The organism is Enterobacter sp. HSTU-ASh6, from assembly GCF_026319105.1.
GTDB classification, from domain to species: Bacteria; Pseudomonadota; Gammaproteobacteria; order Enterobacterales; family Enterobacteriaceae; genus Enterobacter; species Enterobacter sichuanensis.
Genome location: NZ_WSPD01000002.1, coordinates 237,640 through 258,720 on the forward strand (window position 1 = coordinate 237,640; position 21,081 = coordinate 258,720).

20 protein-coding genes are annotated in these 21,081 nt (G+C 56.0%); 11 read left to right on the forward strand and 9 right to left on the reverse strand.

Features of this window, described 5'->3' with window-relative positions; genetic code table 11:
• The first annotated feature begins 10 nt into the window (after positions 1 to 10).
• Both mepM and lpxM read left to right on the forward strand, forming a co-directional pair.
• Positions 11 to 1,330 carry a murein DD-endopeptidase MepM gene (mepM, locus tag GM298_RS03505; RefSeq protein ID WP_025756921.1) on the forward strand — a complete coding sequence of 440 codons (1,320 nt, stop codon included), beginning with the start codon at positions 11 to 13 and terminating at the stop codon, positions 1,328 to 1,330.
• A 121-nt stretch (positions 1,331 to 1,451) separates the two neighbouring features.
• Positions 1,452 to 2,423, forward strand: coding sequence for a lauroyl-Kdo(2)-lipid IV(A) myristoyltransferase (gene lpxM / locus GM298_RS03510; protein WP_045286372.1), 972 nt, complete (start codon positions 1,452 to 1,454; stop codon positions 2,421 to 2,423).
• Positions 2,424 to 2,483: 60 nt separating this feature from the next.
• On the opposite strand, the gene pyk is transcribed toward lpxM, so the two are convergent.
• Both pyk and GM298_RS03520 read right to left on the reverse strand, forming a co-directional pair.
• Positions 2,484 to 3,926, reverse strand: coding sequence for a pyruvate kinase (gene pyk, locus GM298_RS03515; RefSeq protein ID WP_020883399.1), 1,443 nt, complete (start codon positions 3,924 to 3,926; stop codon positions 2,484 to 2,486).
• A gap of 137 nt (positions 3,927 to 4,063) precedes the next feature.
• Positions 4,064 to 4,933, reverse strand: a complete 870-nt coding sequence (locus GM298_RS03520) for a MurR/RpiR family transcriptional regulator (protein WP_025756918.1) — start codon at positions 4,931 to 4,933, stop codon at positions 4,064 to 4,066.
• 356 nt (positions 4,934 to 5,289) lie between these two features.
• On the opposite strand from GM298_RS03520, the gene zwf reads away from it, so the two are divergent.
• The 3 genes from zwf to GM298_RS03535 all read left to right on the forward strand — a co-directional run bounded on the left by zwf (position 5,290) and on the right by GM298_RS03535 (position 9,491).
• Positions 5,290 to 6,765: a glucose-6-phosphate dehydrogenase gene (gene zwf, locus GM298_RS03525; RefSeq protein WP_025756917.1), complete on the forward strand. Its 1,476-nt coding sequence runs from the start codon at positions 5,290 to 5,292 to the stop codon at positions 6,763 to 6,765.
• Between the two features lie 233 nt (positions 6,766 to 6,998).
• Positions 6,999 to 8,810, forward strand: coding sequence for a phosphogluconate dehydratase (gene edd, locus GM298_RS03530; protein ID WP_045286373.1), 1,812 nt, complete (start codon positions 6,999 to 7,001; stop codon positions 8,808 to 8,810).
• A 39-nt stretch (positions 8,811 to 8,849) separates the two neighbouring features.
• Positions 8,850 to 9,491: a bifunctional 4-hydroxy-2-oxoglutarate aldolase/2-dehydro-3-deoxy-phosphogluconate aldolase gene (locus GM298_RS03535; protein WP_025756915.1), complete on the forward strand. Its 642-nt coding sequence runs from the start codon at positions 8,850 to 8,852 to the stop codon at positions 9,489 to 9,491.
• 41 nt (positions 9,492 to 9,532) lie between these two features.
• On the opposite strand, the gene purT is transcribed toward GM298_RS03535, so the two are convergent.
• Positions 9,533 to 10,711 carry a formate-dependent phosphoribosylglycinamide formyltransferase gene (gene purT, locus GM298_RS03540; RefSeq protein ID WP_266153600.1) on the reverse strand — a complete coding sequence of 393 codons (1,179 nt, stop codon included), beginning with the start codon at positions 10,709 to 10,711 and terminating at the stop codon, positions 9,533 to 9,535.
• A gap of 171 nt (positions 10,712 to 10,882) precedes the next feature.
• On the opposite strand from purT, the gene GM298_RS03545 reads away from it, so the two are divergent.
• Positions 10,883 to 11,533 (forward strand): tellurite resistance TerB family protein, encoded by a 651-nt coding sequence (locus GM298_RS03545; RefSeq protein ID WP_059386792.1) that lies wholly within the window; start codon positions 10,883 to 10,885, stop codon positions 11,531 to 11,533.
• A gap of 84 nt (positions 11,534 to 11,617) precedes the next feature.
• Positions 11,618 to 13,678 (forward strand): oligopeptidase B, encoded by a 2,061-nt coding sequence (ptrB, locus tag GM298_RS03550; RefSeq protein ID WP_266153602.1) that lies wholly within the window; start codon positions 11,618 to 11,620, stop codon positions 13,676 to 13,678.
• Here the strand turns inward: ptrB and exoX are convergent.
• The 3 genes from exoX to GM298_RS03565 all read right to left on the reverse strand — a co-directional run bounded on the left by exoX (position 13,675) and on the right by GM298_RS03565 (position 15,353).
• Positions 13,675 to 14,337: an exodeoxyribonuclease X gene (exoX, locus tag GM298_RS03555; protein ID WP_025756911.1), complete on the reverse strand. Its 663-nt coding sequence runs from the start codon at positions 14,335 to 14,337 to the stop codon at positions 13,675 to 13,677. The genes ptrB and exoX overlap by 4 nt on opposite strands.
• A 24-nt stretch (positions 14,338 to 14,361) precedes the next feature.
• On the reverse strand, positions 14,362 to 15,012 hold the full coding sequence (locus GM298_RS03560) for a carbon-nitrogen hydrolase family protein (protein WP_025756910.1): 651 nt from the start codon (positions 15,010 to 15,012) through the stop codon (positions 14,362 to 14,364).
• A gap of 110 nt (positions 15,013 to 15,122) precedes the next feature.
• Complete coding sequence (locus tag GM298_RS03565; protein WP_013096102.1) at positions 15,123 to 15,353, reverse strand: DNA polymerase III subunit theta; 231 nt, start codon at positions 15,351 to 15,353, stop codon at positions 15,123 to 15,125.
• Positions 15,354 to 15,490: 137 nt separating this feature from the next.
• Between GM298_RS03565 and yobA the strand changes: the two genes are divergently transcribed.
• Genes yobA through GM298_RS03580 form a run of 3 tightly spaced genes read left to right on the forward strand, consistent with a single transcriptional unit; the run spans position 15,491 to position 17,088 of the window.
• On the forward strand, positions 15,491 to 15,862 hold the full coding sequence (gene yobA / locus GM298_RS03570; RefSeq protein WP_126801104.1) for a CopC domain-containing protein YobA: 372 nt from the start codon (positions 15,491 to 15,493) through the stop codon (positions 15,860 to 15,862).
• Between the two features lies 1 nt (position 15,863).
• On the forward strand, positions 15,864 to 16,733 hold the full coding sequence (copD, locus tag GM298_RS03575) for a copper homeostasis membrane protein CopD (RefSeq protein ID WP_104557096.1): 870 nt from the start codon (positions 15,864 to 15,866) through the stop codon (positions 16,731 to 16,733).
• A gap of 16 nt (positions 16,734 to 16,749) precedes the next feature.
• A complete protein-coding gene (locus GM298_RS03580) occupies positions 16,750 to 17,088 on the forward strand; it encodes a YebY family protein (RefSeq protein ID WP_025756907.1) in 339 nt (112 codons plus the stop codon).
• A gap of 407 nt (positions 17,089 to 17,495) precedes the next feature.
• Here the strand turns inward: GM298_RS03580 and GM298_RS03585 are convergent, their stop codons facing one another.
• Positions 17,496 to 18,437, reverse strand: coding sequence for a VirK/YbjX family protein (locus GM298_RS03585; protein WP_262746413.1), 942 nt, complete (start codon positions 18,435 to 18,437; stop codon positions 17,496 to 17,498).
• A 172-nt stretch (positions 18,438 to 18,609) separates the two neighbouring features.
• On the opposite strand from GM298_RS03585, the gene pphA reads away from it, so the two are divergent.
• Positions 18,610 to 19,254 carry a protein-serine/threonine phosphatase gene (gene pphA, locus GM298_RS03590; RefSeq protein ID WP_126801101.1) on the forward strand — a complete coding sequence of 215 codons (645 nt, stop codon included), beginning with the start codon at positions 18,610 to 18,612 and terminating at the stop codon, positions 19,252 to 19,254.
• 34 nt (positions 19,255 to 19,288) lie between these two features.
• Here pphA and GM298_RS03595 read toward each other — a convergent pair whose 3' ends face one another.
• Together GM298_RS03595 and rsmF are read right to left on the reverse strand one after the other, a co-directional pair.
• Positions 19,289 to 19,528 carry a YebV family protein gene (locus GM298_RS03595; protein ID WP_008500472.1) on the reverse strand — a complete coding sequence of 80 codons (240 nt, stop codon included), beginning with the start codon at positions 19,526 to 19,528 and terminating at the stop codon, positions 19,289 to 19,291.
• A 105-nt stretch (positions 19,529 to 19,633) separates the two neighbouring features.
• Positions 19,634 to 21,076 carry a 16S rRNA (cytosine(1407)-C(5))-methyltransferase RsmF gene (gene rsmF, locus GM298_RS03600; RefSeq protein ID WP_266153603.1) on the reverse strand — a complete coding sequence of 481 codons (1,443 nt, stop codon included), beginning with the start codon at positions 21,074 to 21,076 and terminating at the stop codon, positions 19,634 to 19,636.
• Between the last annotated feature and the right edge of the window lie 5 nt (positions 21,077 to 21,081).

Consider the following 21,081-nt stretch of genomic DNA (forward strand, 5'->3'; position numbering starts at 1 on the left):
AAGTGAATACGTGCAACAGATAGCCCGCTCTGTCGCTCTGGCATTTAACAATCTGCCCCGACCCCACCGCGTTATGCTGGGGTCGCTTACAGTTCTCACCTTAGCGGTCGCCGTCTGGCGGCCCTATGTTTACCACCCGAGTTCTGCCCCTATCATCAAAACCATAGAGCTTGAGAAGAGCGAAATCCGTTCTTTGCTGCCTGAAGCCAGTGAACCGATTGACCAGGCGGCCCAGGAAGATGAAGCCATCCCGCAGGATGAGCTGGACGATAAAACCGAAAACGAAGCGGGTATCCACGAATACGTTGTTTCAACCGGGGACACGCTCAGCAGCGTGCTGAACCAGTACGGCATCGACATGGGCAATATCAGCCAGCTGGCGGCTGCTGATAAAGATCTTCGCAACCTGAAAATCGGGCAACAGCTCTCCTGGACATTAACCGCGGACGGGGATTTGCAACGCCTGACCTGGGAAATGTCCCGCCGTGAAACCCGCACCTACGATCGCACTGCAAACGGTTTCAAGATGACCAGCGAAATGCAGAAAGGCGACTGGGTTAACAGCGTACTGAAAGGTACCGTGGGCGCGAGCTTTGTCTCCAGCGCGCGCGATGCAGGATTGACCAGCGCTGAAATCAGTTCGGTGATTAAAGCCATGCAGTGGCAGATGGATTTCCGCAAACTGAAGAAGGGCGATGAGTTTTCCGTCCTGATGTCCCGCGAAATGCTGGATGGCAAGCGCGAACAAAGCCAGCTGCTGGGGGTACGTCTGCGCTCCGAGGGCAAAGATTACTACGCGATCCGTGCCGAAGATGGTAAGTTCTATGACCGCACCGGTACGGGACTTGCGAAAGGTTTCCTGCGCTTCCCGACAGCCAAACAGTTCCGCGTCTCCTCTAACTTTAACCCGCGTCGCCTGAACCCGGTCACCGGACGCGTCGCGCCGCACCGTGGCGTTGACTTCGCTATGCCGCAGGGCACGCCGGTACTGGCGGTAGGGGATGGTGAAGTGGTGGTCGCTAAACGTAGCGGTGCAGCCGGTTATTATGTCGCGGTGCGTCATGGCCGTACATATACCACTCGCTATATGCACCTGCGTAAGCTGCTGGTCAAACCGGGCCAGAAAGTGAAGCGTGGCGACCGTATCGCCATCTCCGGCAATACCGGACGTTCCACCGGCCCGCACCTGCACTATGAAGTGTGGATCAACCAGCAAGCGGTGAACCCGCTGACGGCGAAACTGCCGCGCACCGAAGGCCTGACGGGTAAAGATCGTACTGATTACCTGGCGCAGGTAAAAGAGGTGGTGCCGCAGCTGAGCTTAAACTAAGCTCCCTGTTTTTGTTAAAAAAGCCGGCGTCAGTATGCGCCGGCTTTTTCTTTTGTGCGTGGGTGACTGCCTCGCTACACTATCTGCATTAAATTTTGCGTCATCAGACCCTGGATCCAGCATGGAAACCCAAAAAAACAATATTGAATACATTCCTGAGTTTGAAAAATCCTTTCGTCATCCGCGCAACTGGGGCGCCTGGCTTGGCGTTTACGCCTTTGCGGGCATCGCGATGCTGCCGGCCTCCGTTCGCGATCCTGTGCTGGGCAAAATAGGCCGACTGGCCGGACGCTTAGGCAAAAGCGCCCGTCGCCGCGCGCAAATTAACCTTTATTACTGCTTCCCGGAAAAGAGCGACGCCGAGCGCGAGGCCATTATTGACGCGATGTATACCACCGCCCCGCAGGCAATGGCGATGATGGCAGAGCTGGCGCTGAAAGGGCCGGAGAAAGTCATGGAGCGCGTTGACTGGAAAGGGCTGGAGATTATCGATGAGATGCGACGCAACGAGGAGAAAGTCATCTTTCTCGTTCCGCACGGCTGGGGCGTGGATATTCCTGCCATGCTGATGGCCTCTCAGGGTCAGAAGATGGCGGCAATGTTCCACAACCAGGGCAACAAGATCTTCGATTACGTCTGGAATACCGTACGTCGTCGTTTTGGTGGCCGCCTGCATGCACGAAACGACGGTATTAAACCGTTTATTCAGTCTGTGCGTCAGGGATACTGGGGCTACTATTTGCCGGATCAGGACCACGGCCCGGAGCACAGTGAGTTTGTGGATTTCTTCGGAACCTATAAGGCGACCCTGCCCGCGATTGGCCGCCTGATGAAAGTGTGCCGCGCCCGCGTGATCCCGCTTTTCCCGACCTACGATGGCAACACCCATCGCCTGAGCATTGAGGTGCGTCCGCCGATGGACGATCTACTCACCGCGGACGATCGCACCATCGCCCGTCGCATGAATGAAGAGGTGGAGATTCTGGTGGGACCGCATGCTGAGCAGTACACGTGGATCCTGAAGTTGCTCAAAACGCGTAAGCCGGGTGAAAAAGAGCCGTATAAACGCAAAGAGCTGTATCCAACGAAATAAAAAACACCCCTCACCCTGTCCCTCTCCCCACAGGGGAGAGGGGATCGCACATTTCCGTTATTATTCGACTGTGAGTACGCGCGTGGTGTTGGTTGAGCCGATAGTGCTCATCACATCACCCTGGGTCACGATAACGATATCACCTGAGACCAGATAGCCTTTGTCGCGCAGCAGGTTTACGGCATCGTGCGCCGCGGCCACGCCGTCATTGGTGCTGTCGAAGTGTACCGGCGTCACACCGCGGTACAGCGCCGTCAGGTTCAGCGTACGTTCGTGACGAGACATGGCGAAGATCGGCAGACCGGAGCTGATACGCGAGGTCATCAGCGCGGTACGGCCGGATTCGGTCATGGTGATGATCGCCGTTACGCCTTTAAGGTGGTTCGCGGCATACATGGCGGACATGGCAATCGCTTCTTCCACGTTGTCGAACTGCACGTCCAGACGGTGTTTAGAGACGTTGATGCTCGGGATCTTTTCAGCGCCCAGGCAGACGCGCGCCATGGCGGCCACGGTCTCTGCAGGGTACTGACCCGCAGCGGTTTCCGCTGAGAGCATCACCGCATCGGTACCGTCCAGCACGGCGTTGGCCACGTCCATGACTTCCGCACGGGTTGGCATCGGATTGGTGATCATGGATTCCATCATCTGAGTGGCGGTGATCACCGCGCGGTTCAGCTGACGTGCGCGACGGATCAGCGCTTTCTGGATCCCGACCAGCTCAGGGTCACCGATTTCCACACCCAGGTCGCCACGCGCAACCATCACCACGTCAGACGCGAGGATCACGTCGTCCATGGCATCCTGATCGCAAACGGCTTCCGCACGCTCAACTTTCGCAACGATTTTGGCATCACAACCTGCATCACGTGCCAGACGACGCGCATAGTTCAGGTCTTCGCCGCAGCGCGGGAAGGAGACCGCCAGGTAGTCAACGCCAATCAGCGCCGCGGTCACGATGTCCGCTTTGTCTTTGTCGGTCAGCGCTTCCGCAGAGAGACCACCGCCCAGTTTGTTGATGCCCTTATTGTTGGAGAGCGGGCCGCCGACGGTGACTTCGGTGAACACCTTCATGCCCTGAACTTCCAGCACCTTCAGCTGTACGCGACCGTCGTCGAGCAGCAGGATATCGCCCGGTACCACGTCCGCTGGCAGGCCTTTATAGTCGATACCGACTTTCTCTTTATCGCCTTCGCCTTTGCCCAGGTTGGCATCAAGCAGGAACTTATCACCAATATTGAGGAAAACTTTCCCCTCTTTAAAGGTTGAAACACGAATCTTAGGACCCTGCAAATCGCCAAGGATAGCGACGTGGCGGCCCAGTTTTGCTGCGATTTCACGCACTTTATCGGCACGTAATTTATGGTCTTCTGGCGTACCGTGAGAGAAGTTCATACGCACCACGTTGGCGCCAGCGGCGATAATTTTCTCGAGATTATTATCACGATCGGTGGCCGGGCCTAAGGTGGTTACGATCTTGGTTCTGCGAAGCCTTCTGGACATGTAATACTCCGTTGACTGAAACAACTTTGGTGTTGCGTGAACATTGAATCGGCCTTCATCTGCCGCAAGGCAGCAGCGAGTGGACCGAATGCCGTAAATCGTTACATCGTAATTATTCGTTACGTCTTCGTTATCAACTATCGAACATCGCTCTTTATAAGCAATTCTTTATCAAAACGCGATTCCTTAAGCGCTTCCTTGACCCGCTTCAAGTTATCCCGGAATTTTGCCCCCCGACGTAAGGTAAAACCGGTCGCCAGCACGTCGATCACCGTGAGCTGCGCCAGGCGGGAGACCATCGGCATATAAATATCGGTGTCTTCCGGTACGTCGAGCGTGATCGCCAGCGTCGCCTCACGGGCCAGCGGCGTGCCCGCCGTGGTAAGCGCGATAACCATGGCATCGTTTTCACGGGCCAGCTGCGCCAGCTCGACCTGACTCTTGGTGCGGCCGGTATGCGAAATCAGTACCACGACGTCATCTTCACTGCAATTCATACAGCTCATGCGTTGCAGCACAATGTCATCGGAATAAATCACCGGGACGTTAAAGCGGAAAAATTTGTTCATGGCGTCATGCGCTACGGCCGCCGACGACCCGAGACCAAAGAACGCAATCCGCTTGGCCTGGGTAAGGAGATCCACCGCGCGATTCACGGCGCTCATATCCAGAGACTGGCGGACGTGGTCAAGCGAGGCCATGGCTGATTCAAATATTTTCGCGGTATAGGCATCAACACTGTCGTCTTCATCCACATTGCGATTAACATAGGGGGTGCCATTAGCCAGACTTTGTGCCAGATGCAGTTTAAAATCAGGGAAGCCGCGTGTTTCCAGGCTGCGGCAAAAGCGATTGACCGTCGGTTCGCTCACACCCGCTTCCTGTGCCAGAGCGGCGATGCTTGAATGGATCGCCTGCGCGGGAGAGGCCAGAATGACCTCGGCCACTTTACGCTCGGATTTGCTAAGGTGTTCCAGTTGAAACTGGATTTTTTCCAGCATGTTCATGTTAACAGGACGCTCATGGGTGTAAACGATTTCATAAATTGATGAAATCGTAATTCGATTTAGCCGATATTACCCCTGTGACTTCCAGAAAGGGTAACAATCGACAAGATAATGTTGTTGTTTTTTTTCATAACTTGATCGGTGTCGGGTTTTGCTGCGGCCCTGTTGCGCAAAGAATCGACGGTTGTTGCGTCATTACGCCATCGTAATCGTCTGAAGGGTAAAAAATCGCGGTATCGCACGCGACGATAAGCGCTAATGGTTTCGGGAATGACGTAAAAGCAGTACAGTGCATTGTAATAAAATTACAACGATACCTGGCGGAAGTACCAGGTGATCCAACTGAGGAGAATGACATGGCGGTAACGCAAACAGCCCAGGCATGTGACCTGGTCATTTTCGGCGCGAAAGGCGATCTTGCACGCCGAAAATTGCTGCCTTCCCTGTATCAACTGGAGAAAGCGGGCCAAATTCATCCGGATACCCGTATCCTGGGTGTTGGGCGCGCCGACTGGGACAAGGACGCTTACACCAAAGTTGTCCGCGAGGCGCTCGAAACTTTCATGAAAGAAAAAATTGATGAAAGTTTGTGGGATACCCTGAGTGGCCGTCTCGATTTCTGCAATCTGGACGTGAATGACGTCAGCGCGTTTAGCCGTTTAGGCGCGATGCTGGATCAGAAAAACCGTGTCACCATTAACTATTTCGCCATGCCGCCAAGCACCTTCGGCGCCATTTGCAAAGGGCTGGGCGAAGCCAAACTGAACGCCAAGCCGGCTCGCGTCGTGATGGAAAAACCGTTGGGTACGTCGCTGGCCACCTCGCGTGAAATCAACGACCAGGTGGGCGAGTTCTTTGAAGAGTGCCAGGTTTACCGTATTGACCACTACCTCGGTAAAGAGACGGTTCTGAACCTGCTGGCGCTGCGTTTCGCTAACTCCCTGTTTGTGAATAACTGGGACAACCGCACCATCGACCACGTGGAAATCACCGTGGCGGAAGAGGTGGGCATTGAAGGCCGCTGGGGTTACTTTGACCAGGCCGGCCAGATGCGCGACATGATCCAGAACCACCTGCTGCAAATCCTGTGCATGATTGCCATGTCGCCACCGTCCGATCTGACGGCGGACAGCATCCGTGACGCGAAAGTGAAAGTGCTGAAGTCACTGCGCCGCATCGACCGTTCCAACGTGCGTGAGAAGACCGTGCGTGGTCAGTACACTGCCGGGTTTGCGCAAGGCAAAAAAGTGCCGGGCTACCTGGAAGAAGAGGGCGCGAACAAGTCCAGCAACACCGAGACGTTTGTGGCGATCCGCGTGGACATCGACGACTGGCGCTGGGCGGGGGTACCGTTCTACCTGCGCACCGGTAAACGTCTGCCAGCCAAGTGCTCCGAAGTGGTGGTCTACTTTAAAAACCCGGAACTGAACCTGTTCAAAGAGTCCTGGCAGGAGCTGCCGCAGAACAAGCTGACCATTCGTCTGCAGCCGGACGAAGGGGTTGATATCCAGATCCTGAACAAAGTGCCGGGCCTGGATCATAAACACAACCTGCAGACCACCAAGCTGGACCTGAGCTACTCCGAAACCTTCAACCAGACGCACCTGGCGGATGCTTACGAGCGTCTGCTGCTGGAAACCATGCGCGGTATCCAGGCGCTGTTCGTGCGTCGCGATGAAGTGGAAGAGGCATGGAAATGGGTCGACTCCATTACCGAAGCCTGGGCTGCCGATCAGGATGCGCCAAAACCGTATCAGGCAGGCACCTGGGGACCTGTTGCGTCGGTGGCGATGATCACCCGCGATGGTCGCTCCTGGAACGAGTTTGAGTAAGATAATCCGCTAGCCCGAAAGTGTTATTTTACCGGTAACATGATCTAACACAGCTCGTGGCATAATTTTTGACTTTTAAGCTCCGTGTGGATTCACCCGCGGAGCTTTTTTTATTACACTGCCGGAAGTGATTTTGCCCCTGAGCTCCGGACAGCAAGCGTTTCAGCGTTGTTAACAACTGCCAGCGACTTTGTAAACTCCCGAGCCCGGACAGATAAATGAGAGGAGCTTTTATGAATCCGACATTGTTACGCGTAACACAACGCATTATCGAGCGCTCGAAAGAGACCCGTTCGGCCTACCTCGCCCGGATTGAACAGGCAAAGAGCAACACCGTCCACCGCTCGCAGTTGGCCTGCGGTAACCTGGCACACGGCTTCGCCGCCTGCCAGCCTGAAGATAAAGCGTCGCTGAAAAGCATGTTGCGTAACAATATCGCCATCATCACCTCCTATAACGACATGCTTTCCGCGCACCAGCCTTATGAGGTCTATCCCGACATCATCCGTAAAGCGCTGCACAGCGTGAATGCCGTTGGTCAGGTAGCGGGCGGGGTGCCTGCCATGTGCGATGGCGTGACGCAGGGGCAGGACGGTATGGAGCTGTCGCTGCTGAGCCGTGAAGTGATTGCGATGTCTGCGGCGGTGGGGCTGTCACACAATATGTTTGACGGCGCGCTGTATCTCGGCGTATGCGACAAGATTGTTCCGGGTCTGGTCATGGCTGCGCTGTCGTTTGGTCATCTGCCAGCGATCTTTGTGCCATCCGGCCCGATGGCAAGCGGTCTGCCAAACAAAGAAAAAGTCCGTATCCGCCAGCTGTATGCCGAAGGTAAAGCCGATCGCCAGGCGCTGCTGGAGGCGGAAGCCGCGTCTTACCATGCGCCGGGCACCTGTACGTTCTACGGTACCGCGAACACGAACCAGATGGTGGTGGAGTTTATGGGGATGCAGCTTCCGGGCTCGTCCTTTATCCAGCCGGATGCCCCGTTGCGCAAAGCGCTGACCGAGGCTGCGGCCCGTCAGGTCACGCGTCTGACCGGAAACGGCAACGAATGGATGCCGATGGGCAAAATGGTTGATGAAAAAGTCATCGTTAACGGTATCGTCGCGCTGCTGGCAACGGGGGGGTCAACTAACCACACCATGCACCTGGTGGCCATGGCGCGTGCGGCGGGTATTCTGATTAACTGGGATGACTTCTCCGAGATCTCATCCGTGGTGCCGCTGATGGCGCGCCTGTACCCGAACGGTCCGGCGGACATTAACCACTTCCAGGCCGCAGGCGGCGTACCGCTGCTGATGCGCGAGCTGCTGAAGGGCGGTCTGCTGCATGAAGATGTGAACACCGTGGCGGGCTTCGGCCTGAAGCGCTACACCCAGGAGCCGTGGCTGAACAACGGCGAGCTGGACTGGCGTGATGGCGCGAGCGCCTCCCTTGACCCACAGGTGATTGCCACCATCGACAAACCGTTCTCTCCTCACGGTGGCACCAAAGTGCTGAGCGGTAACCTTGGGCGCGCGGTGATGAAAACCTCTGCCGTACCGGAAGAGAATCAGGTTATCGAAGCGCCGGCGGTGGTGTTCGAAAGCCAGCATGACGTATTACCTGCCTTTGACGCCGGGCTTCTCGACAAAGATTGCGTGGTGGTGGTGCGTCATCAGGGGCCGAAAGCCAACGGGATGCCAGAATTACATAAACTTATGCCACCACTTGGTGTATTATTGGACCGCCGTTTCAAAATTGCACTGGTGACCGATGGACGCCTCTCAGGCGCATCCGGTAAAGTGCCTTCCGCCATCCACGTGACGCCGGAAGCTTATGACGGCGGGTTGCTGGCGAAAGTGCGTGACGGCGACATGATCCGCGTAAACGGACAGACAGGCGAGTTAACCCTGCTGGTCGATGACGCAGAGCTGGCGGCACGTAACCCCCATATTCCTGACCTGAGCGCCTCGCGCGTGGGGACAGGGCGCGAAATGTTTGGTGCGCTGCGTGAGAAACTCTCCGGTGCTGAGCAGGGCGCAACCTGTATTACGTTTTAAGACGACTTGATTTTAACGATCTGGCGAGAGAAGACTCTGATGAAAAACTGGAAAACAAGTGCAGAAGCAATCCTGACCACTGGCCCTGTCGTGCCGGTTATCGTGGTAAACAAGCTGGAGCACGCGGTACCGATGGCGAAAGCGCTGGTTGCGGGCGGCGTTCGCGTTCTGGAAGTGACCCTGCGTACCGCCTGCGCGATGGATGCCATTCGCGCTATCGCTAAAGAAGTACCGGACGCCATCATTGGTGCGGGTACCGTGACGAACGCAAAACAGCTGGCTGAAGTGACCGAAGCGGGTGCACAGTTCGCCATCAGCCCGGGTCTGACCGAGTCGCTGCTGAAAGCCGCCACCGAAGGCACGATTCCCCTGATCCCGGGTATCAGCACCGTATCTGAACTGATGCTGGGCATGGACTACGGTCTGAAAGAGTTCAAATTCTTCCCGGCAGAAGCCAACGGCGGCACCAAAGCGCTGCAGGCCATTGCGGGCCCATTCTCCCAGGTGCGTTTCTGCCCGACGGGCGGTATCTCTCCGGCCAACTACCGTGACTACCTGGCGCTGAAAAGCGTGCTGTGCATCGGTGGCTCATGGCTGGTGCCGGCGGATGCACTGGAAGCTGGCGACTGGGACCGCATTACCCGACTGGCTCGTGAAGCGGTTGAAGGCGCGAAGCAGTAAGTTATACGCCGCATGAAAAACGGGCCCCGGGGCCCGTTTTTTTATCCTGCTACCTTAACGCCTGCGGCGGCCGCTTTCGCTCTCGTCACGGCGTCGTCCACGTTCTCCCCGGTGGCTAATGCCACGCCAAGACGACGGGAGCCGTCGATCTCCGGCTTGCCGAACAAGCGCACCTGCAGACCTGCGCCCACCGCCGCGTCGACGTTATCAAAGGTAACGTTCTGGCTGGTCAATTGCGGCAGGATCACCGCCGAGGCGGCCGGGCCGTACTGACGGATACCGCCGACGGGCAGGCCGAGGAAGGCGCGCACATGCAGGGCGAATTCGGAGAGGTCCTGCGAGATGAGCGTGACCATGCCGGTGTCATGCGGGCGAGGGGAGACTTCGCTGAAAATCACTTCGTCACCGCAAACAAACAGCTCCACGCCGAACAGGCCATAGCCGCCCAGCGCCAGGACGGTCTTACGAGCTATTGCCTGCGCGCGTTCCAGCGCCAGGGGGCTCATCTGCTGCGGCTGCCAGGATTCACGGTAATCGCCATCTTCCTGACGGTGGCCAATCGGGTCACAGAAATGGACGCCATCCACGGCGCTGACGGTCAGCAGGGTGATCTCGAAATCAAACTTCACCACACCTTCAACGATCACGCGACCGGCTCCGGCGCGACCACCCTGTTGGGCATAATCCCACGCCTTGTCAAGCATACTGCTGTCGCGGATAAAGCTCTGCCCTTTACCGGAGGAGCTCATTACCGGCTTAATGATGCACGGGTAGCCGATCTCCTCGACGGCCCGCAAGAATGCGGCTTTATCACCAGCAAAACGGTAGCCCGACGTAGGCAACCCGAGCTCTTCCGCCGCCAGACGACGGATCCCTTCGCGGTTCATGGTCAGCTTTGCGGCTTTTGCACAGGGCACCACGCGCTGGCCTTCCTGCTCAAGGGCGATCAGCGTATCGGTAGCGATGGCTTCAATTTCCGGCACCACAAAATCCGGTTTTTCACGCGTAATCAGTTCGCGAAGGGCATCGCCGTCCAGCATGTTAATCACATAAGAACGATGGGCGACGTGCATGGCGGGTGCATCAGCGTAGCGGTCAACGGCAATGACTTCCACGCCTAAACGTTGACACTCAATGGCGACTTCTTTTCCCAGCTCGCCCGATCCCAACAGCATCACTCGCGTCGCCGATGGCCGCAGCGCGGTTCCTAAACGAATCATAACAATCCCCCTGAAAAAGTTGCGGGCAGTATAAACGAAAACGTTTGCGTCTGTCTCGCGCAAGGCTCAGTGCAGCAGGAAGAAATTTGCGCTTCTTTAGTCCGGCCAGACATTTCCTGACGCCTGCTCGCTTACGCTGTGGAACATGTTCACCGTTAAGTGAGGGAAACCATGTCAGGCTGGCTGAATCAATTGCAATCACTGTTAGGGCAGAAAACGGCATCGTCCGGCGAGCAGGGGCTCAGTAACCTGCTGGTACCGGGCGCACTCGGCGGGCTGGCGGGCCTACTGGTGGCGAATAAGTCCTCGCGCAAGCTGTTGGCAAAGTATGGCACCGGCGCGCTGCTGGCCGGTGGCGGGGCCATCGCGGGGACCGTTCTGTGGAATAAATACAAAGACAGGGTACGCACTGCGCACAGGGATGAACCGCAGTATGGTGAACACACCTCGCCGCTGGATCTGCGTACCGAACGGCTTATCCTTGCGCTGGTCTTTGCCGCGAAAAGCGACGGGCACATCGACGATAAAGAACGATCGGCGATTGAGCAGCAACTGCGTGAAGCTGGTGTCGAAGAGAAGGGCAGAGCCCTGGTGGCGCAGGCGATTGAACAGCCGCTTGACCCGCAGCGTCTTGCGCAGAGTGTGAAAAATGAGGAAGAGGCGCTTGAACTCTATTTCCTCAGCTGTGCCGCTATCGATATCGATCACTTTATGGAACGCAGCTACCTGAACGCGCTTGGCGACGCGCTGAAGATCCCCCAGGATGTGCGCGAAGGCATTGAGCAGGATATCCGGGAGCAAAAACAGGCGTTACAGGGATAACGTCGCGGCGGGGTCACGGTTTCGCTTGCATCATGCGTGGGTTTTGCCAACCTTATAGGGTGTAAAACTAAAAAGAATGATGACATGCCACCGAAAGCCCGACGTATACCATATGCAATCACCACGCATGGCGATACGCGCATAGACAACTATTACTGGCTACGGGACGATTCGCGTTCCCGGCCAGAGGTACTCGACTACCTGCACGAGGAAAACGACTATGGCCGCAAGGTCATGTCCAGCCAGCAGACGCTTCAGGACCAGCTGCTGAATGAAATGGTACAGCGTATTCCTCAGCGTGATATCTCCGCGCCCTGGACCAAAAACGGCTACCGCTATCGCCATATCTACGAGCCCGGCAACGAGTATCCCATCTACCAGCGTCAGTCGGTGCTGAGCGCCGAGTGGGACGAGTGGGTTATTCTGCTGGACGCCAACCAGCGCGCGGCCCACAGCGAATTTTATACCCTGGGCGGCATGTCCATTTCACCGGATAACGCGGTGATGGCGCTGGCGGAGGATTATCTCTCCCGTCGCCAGTACGGCCTGCGTTTTCGCAATCTCGACACCGGCAACTGGTATCCGGAAATGCTGGAAAACGTCTCCCCGGATTTTGTCTGGGCAAATGACTCCGAAACGGTTTACTACGTCAAAAAACACGCCTCCACGCTGCTGCCTTACCAGGTTTGGCGACACACCGTGGGGACCGACTCCGCGGACGACGAGCTGGTCTATGAAGAGCAGGACGAAACCTTTTATGTCAGCCTGCATAAAACCTCCTCACGCCACTATGTCATTATCTTCCTCGCCAGCGCGACGACATCCGAAGTTCTGCTGCTGGATGCCGAACTGCCTGATGCTCAGCCGCTCTGCTTTCTGCCGCGCCGCAAGGACCACGAGTACAGCCTGGATCACTTCCAGCACAGTTTTTATGTGCGTTCGAATCGCGAGGGCAAAAACTTTGGTCTTTATAAAACCAAAGTGCGCGATGAGCGCAAGTGGGAAGTGCTGATCCCCGCGCGGGATCAGGTGATGCTGGAAGGTTTCACCCTGTTTACCGACTGGCTGGTGGTGGAAGAGCGCCAGCGGGGGCTGACCAGTATCCGGCAAATCAACCGTAAAACCCGGGAAGTGGTGGGGATTGCGTTTGACGACCCGGCCTATGTGACATGGATTGGATTCAACCCGGAACCGGAATCCTCTCGGCTGCGCTACGGCTACTCGTCCATGACCACACCGGACACCCTGTTCGAACTGGATATGGACACCGGGCAGCGTCAGGTGATTAAACAGACCGAGGTCAAAGGGTTCGAATCCGAAAACTACCGAAGCGAACACGTGTGGGTCACCGCCCGGGATGGCGTGGAGGTTCCCGTCTCGCTCGTCTATCACAAAGCGCATTTTCAGAAAGGGAAAAACCCGATCCTCGTCTACGGCTACGGCTCCTACGGCTCAAGCATGGACGCCGATTTCAGCAGCAGCAGATTAAGCCTGCTCGATCGCGGCTTTGTTTTCGCCATCGCCCATATTCGCGGCGGCGGCGAACTGGGGCAGCACTGGTATGAAGACGGGAAATTCCTCAAAAAGAAAAACACCTTTAATGACTACCTTGACGTCTGCGATGCGCTGATTGAACAGGGTTATGGCGATCCGCAGCTCTGCTTTGGCATGGGCGGCAGCGCGGGCGGCATGCTGATGGGGGCCGTTATCAACCAGCGTCCCGACCGCTTCAAAGGCATCGTCGCGCAGGTGCCGTTTGTTGATGTGGTCACCACCATGCTCGATGAATCCATTCCTCTTACCACCGGGGAGTTTGAGGAGTGGGGTAATCCGCAGGATGAGATTTACTACCGCTATATGAAAGAGTACAGCCCGTACGATAACGTCGAGGCGAAAGCCTACCCTCATATGCTGGTGACCACCGGTTTGCATGACTCTCAGGTGCAATACTGGGAGCCGGCAAAATGGGTGGCAAAACTGCGGGAGCTGAAAACCGACGATAATCTGTTGTTGCTCTGTACCGATATGGATTCCGGACACGGCGGGAAATCGGGACGGTTTAAATCGTATGAAGGGGTGGCCCTGGAGTATGCCTTTTTGATTGGCCTGGCGCAGGAGACGCTGCCAGGCCGTGCAGAGCGTTAAGCTTCGCCCAGATAATGTTTCAGCGTCAGACGCAGTTCCGGGCTCATTTTGTCGAGGTTGTTATACAGCCAGCGCAAATAGCCCGGGTCTTTATCGGCAATATCCGACACCGCTCTGCCCCGGTACTTACCAAAGGTAAACGTGGTCAGCAGCGCGGGGCGTCCGGTAATGGTCGCCATATCATCCGGCGTCCAGCCGGAGGTGTTCATAATATCGATGAGTAACGCGGCGGTGATATAGCAGTCATACAGGGCGCGGTGATGATGCAGCCCCTCAGGCGTGCGGACGCTGAGCTTACGGGACTTGTACAGCGCCATGTTACTGTACTTGATCCCCGGCCAGAGGCGACGCGCCAGCTTCATGGTACAAATCCATTCCCCGGGCATCTCCGGCAGCACGCGGCGGTCAAAGCTGGCGTTATGCGCGACGTACCACGGGCTACCGTAATAGTGGGGAATCACGTCTTCGATCCACGGTTTATCCGCCACCATCGATTCGGTAATGCGATGGATAGCCATCGCCTGAGGGCTGATGGGGCGATCGGGACGCACCAGATGGCTCATTGGGTTGACGATTTTTCCATCAACCACGTCGACAGAGGCCACTTCCACTATTCCGCCCTGAAGATCGCAAGTTTCGGTATCGATGACGCGCAGCATTGAACACTCCTGAGCTTAAAACGCCTAGCCTAAAGGAATGATATCGCCTTGCCAACCCTGTCTGCCGAGCGAGCCCGTCAACAGTAACTCACCGTTATCCGCGCGGACAATCAGCTGACCTTTATCATCCCACAGCGCGCTGCCGCTACCGGCATTCGCCATGAGCACAGCAATGGCATATTTATGCGCGAAGCGCTGAAGGGTGCTGATGGACTGTCGCCAGCGGTAATCCCGCACCGACTGACAGCTGGTGAAGAGTGTTGCACTCGGGTCGAGATTCGGCGAATCGGCGTGGGCATCCATGATGCTCAGGTGTTTGTCCCCCGGCATCAGGCTGGCACCGCTGCCTTGCGGATAGCGCAAAACGCGCTGGCGAGAGGGGGTAAACAGCGCGAGGCCTTTCTGGCGCAGACCATTGCGCTCAACAGGGAGCCCGGCAATCACCGTAATCCGGTAAAAATGGGCCGCGTCAAGCAGGGGATCCAGTTGCGCGTCGCCGGGTGGGGGAGGTAACGTCGACGTCCCGGATCCCGTTAATGAAAGTTCAGGGAAGACCAGCAAATCACACCGTTGCCGTGCGGCTTCCGCAATGAAGCGAAGGTGGTGCGTAACATGGTCATCTATACTCTGGTGCAGCCCGCCATACTGGGCTGCCGCTATATTCCAATGTGACATCGTGACTTCCTTATACACTGAGTCGCAGGGATTTAAGAATACACCTAATTTAATCAGGGTTTTCTTATCCTGCCAGATTCAGCGTAAGGAAGTGTAACGAGTCGTTAAGCTTATTTAACTTTAGGTTCGTACGGCAAACGGGAGAGATTGACCGAGGCGAGACGGTGGGCGATTAATCTTTCACGGAACCAGTCCCGCAGATGGGCAGGTTGTTCACGTTCAACAACTTCCGCCACGATGGGCATGTTGTAACGCTCTTTGAAAGCGACGCCAGCGGCAGCGAGATCGACATTCACTTTATCCATCTCGTCCTGAGGAAGGGCGGCCAGATTGATCTTCATTACCTTCTCCTTATTATGCGGCGGCAACGTTACCGCGATTGCGCGACGATGACAAGCGGAGGCGGGATGATCCTCGACTCGTTTATTATACAGCGTTATTCTTTAGCATACAGACATAATAAAAAGGAATGATTGCGATGGGTTTCTCCGCTTCCCGCGCGGCATGCGCACTGGTTTTTCTCGCCTCTACAGTGATTTCTCCCTCGGTGCTTGCGCATGCGCATCTTCAACAGACTATCCCGGCGGCAGACAGCCAGGTGAGCGCACCGCAGACCCTGACGCTGAATTTTTCGGAGGGTATCGAACCCGGTTTTAGCGGTGTAGTGGTAACGGATGCGCAAAAACAGGTCATCAGGGCCGGTACCGCTACGCGAGACGAAAAGAATAAAACTCAGCTTACCGTACCGCTGGAACAATCGCTGACGCCAGGGACTTACCAGGTCGACTGGCATGTGGTCTCGGTTGATGGCCATAAAACCAAAGGCAGCTATCACTTTAGCGTGAAATAGTATGCTGTCGCTGATTTACATCGGGTTGCGCTTTATCCACTTTGGGGCGCTGATGCTGGTTTTTGGCAATGCGCTTTACAGCGTCTGGTTTGCACCTTCTTCTCTCCAGCGTTTAATGTCACGGCGTTTTCAGGCGCAGCAGAAAGTGGCCTCCTTAATCAGCCTGGCGGCCGCACTTCTCATGTTTATGCTTCAGGGCGGATTGATGGGAAGCGGCTGGGGAGATGTGTTTGCCCCGCAGGTCTGGCAAAGCGTGTTGGGAACGCAGTTTGGTAGCGTCTGGCTGTGGCAGATTATTCTCGCGGCGATCGCGGTCGGCGCCGCATGGCTCGCGCCACTGAAAGGGTCGCGATTGCTGCTGCTGGCAATGGGGCAGCTTATCCTGCTGGCCGGGGTAGGACACGCGGCGATGCTGGAGGGGGCGATGGGGGCTTTGCAGCGTCTTAATCATGCTGTTCACCTGATCTGTGCCGCCACCTGGCTGGGGGGATTACTGCCGCTGCTGTTCTGCATGCGTCTGGCCAAAGGGCGCTGGCAGACTGCCGCCATCTACACCATGATGCGCTTCTCACGCGTGGGCCATTACGCCGTCGCCGGCGTGCTGCTCACCGGGGTGGTTAACGCGCTAATGATACTCGGCCTCCAGATTCCCTGGGAGGCTGGTTATGTACAGTTATTGTTGTTCAAATGTGCGCTGGTGGCGTTGATGGTGGTAATTGCGCTGGCAAATCGGTATTTTCTGGTGCCACGGTTCCGTCCGGAAACCGGACGGGCACAACAGATTTTTATCAGGATGACACAGGCAGAAGTGGTGCTGGGGGCGCTGGTACTGGCAACGGTAAGCCTGTTCGCCACCTGGGAACCCTTCTGACAAGGTTAAATATCATATGAAAAAGACAGTACTTTCTCTTGTATTGCTGGCCTGCACGGGGAGCGCGCTTGCTGCACCACAGGTTATCACCGTCAGCCGTTTCGAAGTGGGTAAGGACAAATGGGCGTTTAATCGCGAAGAGGTGATGCTGACCTGCCGTCCGGGCCATGCGCTGTACGCCATCAACCCGAGTACGCTGGTGCAATACCCGCTGAATGATACCGCCGAGCAGCAGGTGGCCAGCGGGAAGAGTAGCGGGCAGCCTATCAGCGTGATCCAGATTGACGATCCTTCCCACCCTGGGCAGAAGATGAGTCTGGCACCGTTTATTGAGCGCGCGGATAAGCTCTGCTAACGTTCAGGTTTCCAATAAAAAACCGCAGATGCTTGCGAAAGCACTGCGGTTTTTTTCGTTTAATGATGCTCTGACGCTTTTTTTCCAGCCGCTTTAACTGTTGACTGGAAAACCTGGCGTCGTCATCTATTCTTAAAAGGCAAGGCGACTTAGCCTGCATTAATGCCAACTTTTAGCGCACGGCTCTCTCCCAAGAGCCATTTCCCTGGACCGAATACAGGAATCGTATTCGGTCTCTTTTTATCTGTATGAAAGTGAAAGAATAATCCCGGTAATGTCTTTCTCATACAGCGCGCACTTTCTGTACGTCCAGCTAAAACATAACACAACACAGCATGCGGAAGTCCAGCCCTTTTTGCCTGTTTTGTTAAATTTTCGTGTCGCGTCAGTAAATGGCAATGCCGGGCTTAAAAGCGCGATTTAACGGACGCCTCAATTTCATCAAGCAGTTCAAAGCGACGGCGGTATTCGGCACGCTTTTTACTGGCAATGTCCTCAAGGGATTTGCGCTCCATCTGCAGGGGGAGTTGCCAGCAGAAGGCGGACAGTTTTTTACCGTCCAGCGATCCCCAGAACTCATCATAGCTGGCGTGGAAGTGGCGACCTTTACTGAGGCGATAGCGCAAGGCGCGGAAAACGTGTCCCTCATCGCTGACGGCAAAAATTGCCCGCACTGACGACTGTGCCGCCAGCTGGAAAATCACCTCCATCAGCAGCCGTTTTGGGAACAGACCGTGGCAGGCGCGGGTGGCCTGCTTAATGGCATCCCGCGAGACGTTGCGGCGGGGGCCCTGAAGTCCACCTATCACGATGACCCGCTGGCCATTGCTGCGCGCAACGCTAAAGGTCAGGCTGGCAAGCAGCGTATTCTCGTTATCGCGCAGCCACAGCGTGCTTTCGCCTTCGCGCTCGGCTTTCCCGGCACAAGAGGCATTGACGGTATAGATCGCGTCGTTTTTGGCCCTGAACTGGACGAACGGTTGCTCATGCGGGCTGGTCAGCGCCTGGGCCAGCCCCTTCTCTTTCAGGCTATCAATCCAGTGATAGTGGTGAATGATAGCGTCAGCGCGATCGCTCGCCGTCAGGCCGCGCATCAGGTACTGCCGATGGGTCTTGCTCGGTAAGGTTACCTGAGAGGCCAGCAGTCTGTCGAAGTCGTCGCGACCTGCAAGGCTTTCCAGCATGCGATGGGTGGAGGACCAGAACAGAAGCGAACGCAGAAGGAACTTGAGGCGATATTCGCGTTTCTGCCAGATTGGCCCAGGAGTCCGTTTGCCTTTCACCAGCTCAGAAATAATATGTGTGCGATGTGGATAGAAAACATCGTTATGCAGTTCTGTATTAGACACGTGAAGGCCCTCGTTTTTATCTCCCCTTATTCTAAAGAGCCAGTAAAAAGGGATTAATAGTGCGCGGACCTTTATTTCCGTTTGGTTTAGCGTTTGTTTGATTTTGCGAGAGCCCTGGCGATCTTCTGTCATTTCTGCTGCAGCTATACTGTTAACAGGAGGGCCTTGCCTTATGTACCAGCGAATAGAGGGGCGGATGTGGCGTCACGTCTGGGTTGTCAGCGATATTCACGGTTGTTATCAGCGGCTTTTAGACGAGCTCAAATGCCGTCATTTTAACCCGTTTGAGGATTTACTGATTTCTGTGGGCGATCTGATCGATCGTGGTCCAGACAGTGTTAAATCATTACAGCTTATCAATGAAAAATGGTTTCGTGCCGTGCGTGGCAACCACGAGCAAATGGCTCTCGACAGTCTGGATAATAACGATTTTTCTCTCTGGACGATGAATGGCGGAATGTGGTTTGCGCAACTTGAACGCGACCAGCAACAGCTCGCGCTGTCGTTGCTCGATGCCTGCCGCGATTTACCGCATATTATTGAGATAACCTGCGCTAACGGCCTGAATGTGATTGCCCATGCCGATTATCCGGCAGCGGAATACCGCTGGCAAAAACCGGTCAGCGCCCAGCGCGTTTTATGGGATCGCGATCGGCTGATGGGCTTTATGGTGGGTAAAGGGCAGGGTATCAGCGGCGCGGATCATTTCTGGTTCGGCCATACGCCCGTCGACAGACGGTATGATTTTAATAATCTTCACTATATTGATACGGGGGCCGTTTTTGACGGTTACTTTACGCTGGTGCAACTGCAGTAATAAATAACCCGCCTTCGGGCGGGTTCTCTTTAGGTCAGGCAAGGCGCATGACCCAGGCATCGGTTTTGCTATCGTAATGCTCACGGTAAAGGACAGAATGTTCGCCATCAAGTATTGCCGGGACGCTGGTGTCGGCATCCCACGCATCGAGCTGCATGCACAAATCCGGGTCGGATTTGCAGGGAATACTTAACGTTCGATCGCCTTGTGCTTCGCCGCGCAGTTCTGCGTCGTCGATCTCGAAAGCGCCAATACGCACGCTGGTTTTCGTCATAGTGCTCTCCGGGTCGGTTGTTAAAATCTGGTATGACCAGTACGGTCACCCATTTTTTATCGTAGACAAGGAGAGCAAAATCGCCAGTAAAAAAGTGCGCTTTTTTTAGTCGGTGCGATCGTTACCGGTAAACAGACGACCATCGCGGACCAGTTCGCGCGGATAACTGTTTTTCAGTCGGGAGCCGACCTTTTTTGCCAGTCCCAGCGGGTACCCCTGATACGTCACGATTGCTTCATCGCCTGCCGGGGTGCTCGCCGGGTAGACATCGCGACCACGGTACCACTCTTCGGCTTCCTGATGCGTGAGGGCAAAAGTATTCTCGCCCCCGGCAAGTGCGATGACGGCCTCGTGCTGCCAGCGATAGCCTTTGTTATGCACTTCCGCCAGGCGGATCCCGATGCGCGAAAAACGCACTTTACCAATCAGCGGTTCGATATTCGCCGGGAAAAGCCAAACTTCTTTATCGCGCTGCCAGAGGTGCAGACTTTCATCCCAGACCAGCCCAACCTGGCTGGCGGCCGCGATAAGCTGTGCGGCATCGCGACCTTTAAGAGGCGCAAACGGGAAAGTGCCAACCTTGAATTTAGGTGCAGGGAGGGGAGCCACCGCCTGCGTTTTACGCAGACGCGCCACAAAGAACCCTTCACAATCGTAAATCTGCGGGAAGACGTGAAGAAAACCTTCGGGGGTGACCGCTTCACCGGCTGAGGCGAACAGATCGTTTAGCGGCAGAAAGTCGACCGCATCCGGGTATTGCGCTTTCAGCCACAGACAGACGTCTTCGTTTTCATCACGGTTGAGGGTGCAGGTGGAGTAAACCAGTGTTCCGCCCGGTCGCAGGGCGTGAAAGGCGCTGTCGATCAGCTCGCGCTGTGTGGCGGCGATCTCAAGGTTGCTTTCCACCGACCAGTTCTTTAACGCATCGGGATCTTTACGCACCACCCCTTCGCCGGAGCAGGGGGCGTCCAGCAGAATGGCATCGAAAGCTTCCGGTAAGGCGGCGCCAAAGACGCGCCCGTCGAAGTGGGTGAGGGCAACATTATGAATACCGCAGCGGCTGATGTTGGCATGCAACACTTTCACCCGGCTGGCGGAAAACTCGTTGGCGAGGATCGCCCCCTGATTGCCCATACGGGCGGCAATTTGCGTGGTTTTCGAGCCAGGAGCCGCGGCAACATCCATTACGCGTTCAGGCGCATTGCCTTCCGCGAACAGGGCAGCAACCGGCAGCATCGAACTGGCTTCCTGAATATAGAACAGACCGCTCAGATGTTCAGCGGTACTGCCCAGCGGCACATCATCTTCATCATCGCGTTCGATCCAGAACCCCTCAGCACACCACGGGACTGGCGTAAGCTGCCAGCGGTAGGGCGCGACCAGCGTCAGAAAATCATTGACGCTGATTTTCAGCGTGTTGACGCGGATACTGCGGCGCAGCGGACGCTGGCAGGCGGCAATAAAGTCGTCTAAGGAGAGATGAGAGGGAAGCGCCTCGCGCATCTGCGCCAGGAATTGTTCAGGAAGAAATACGGAGTTTTGAGCCACGGGCA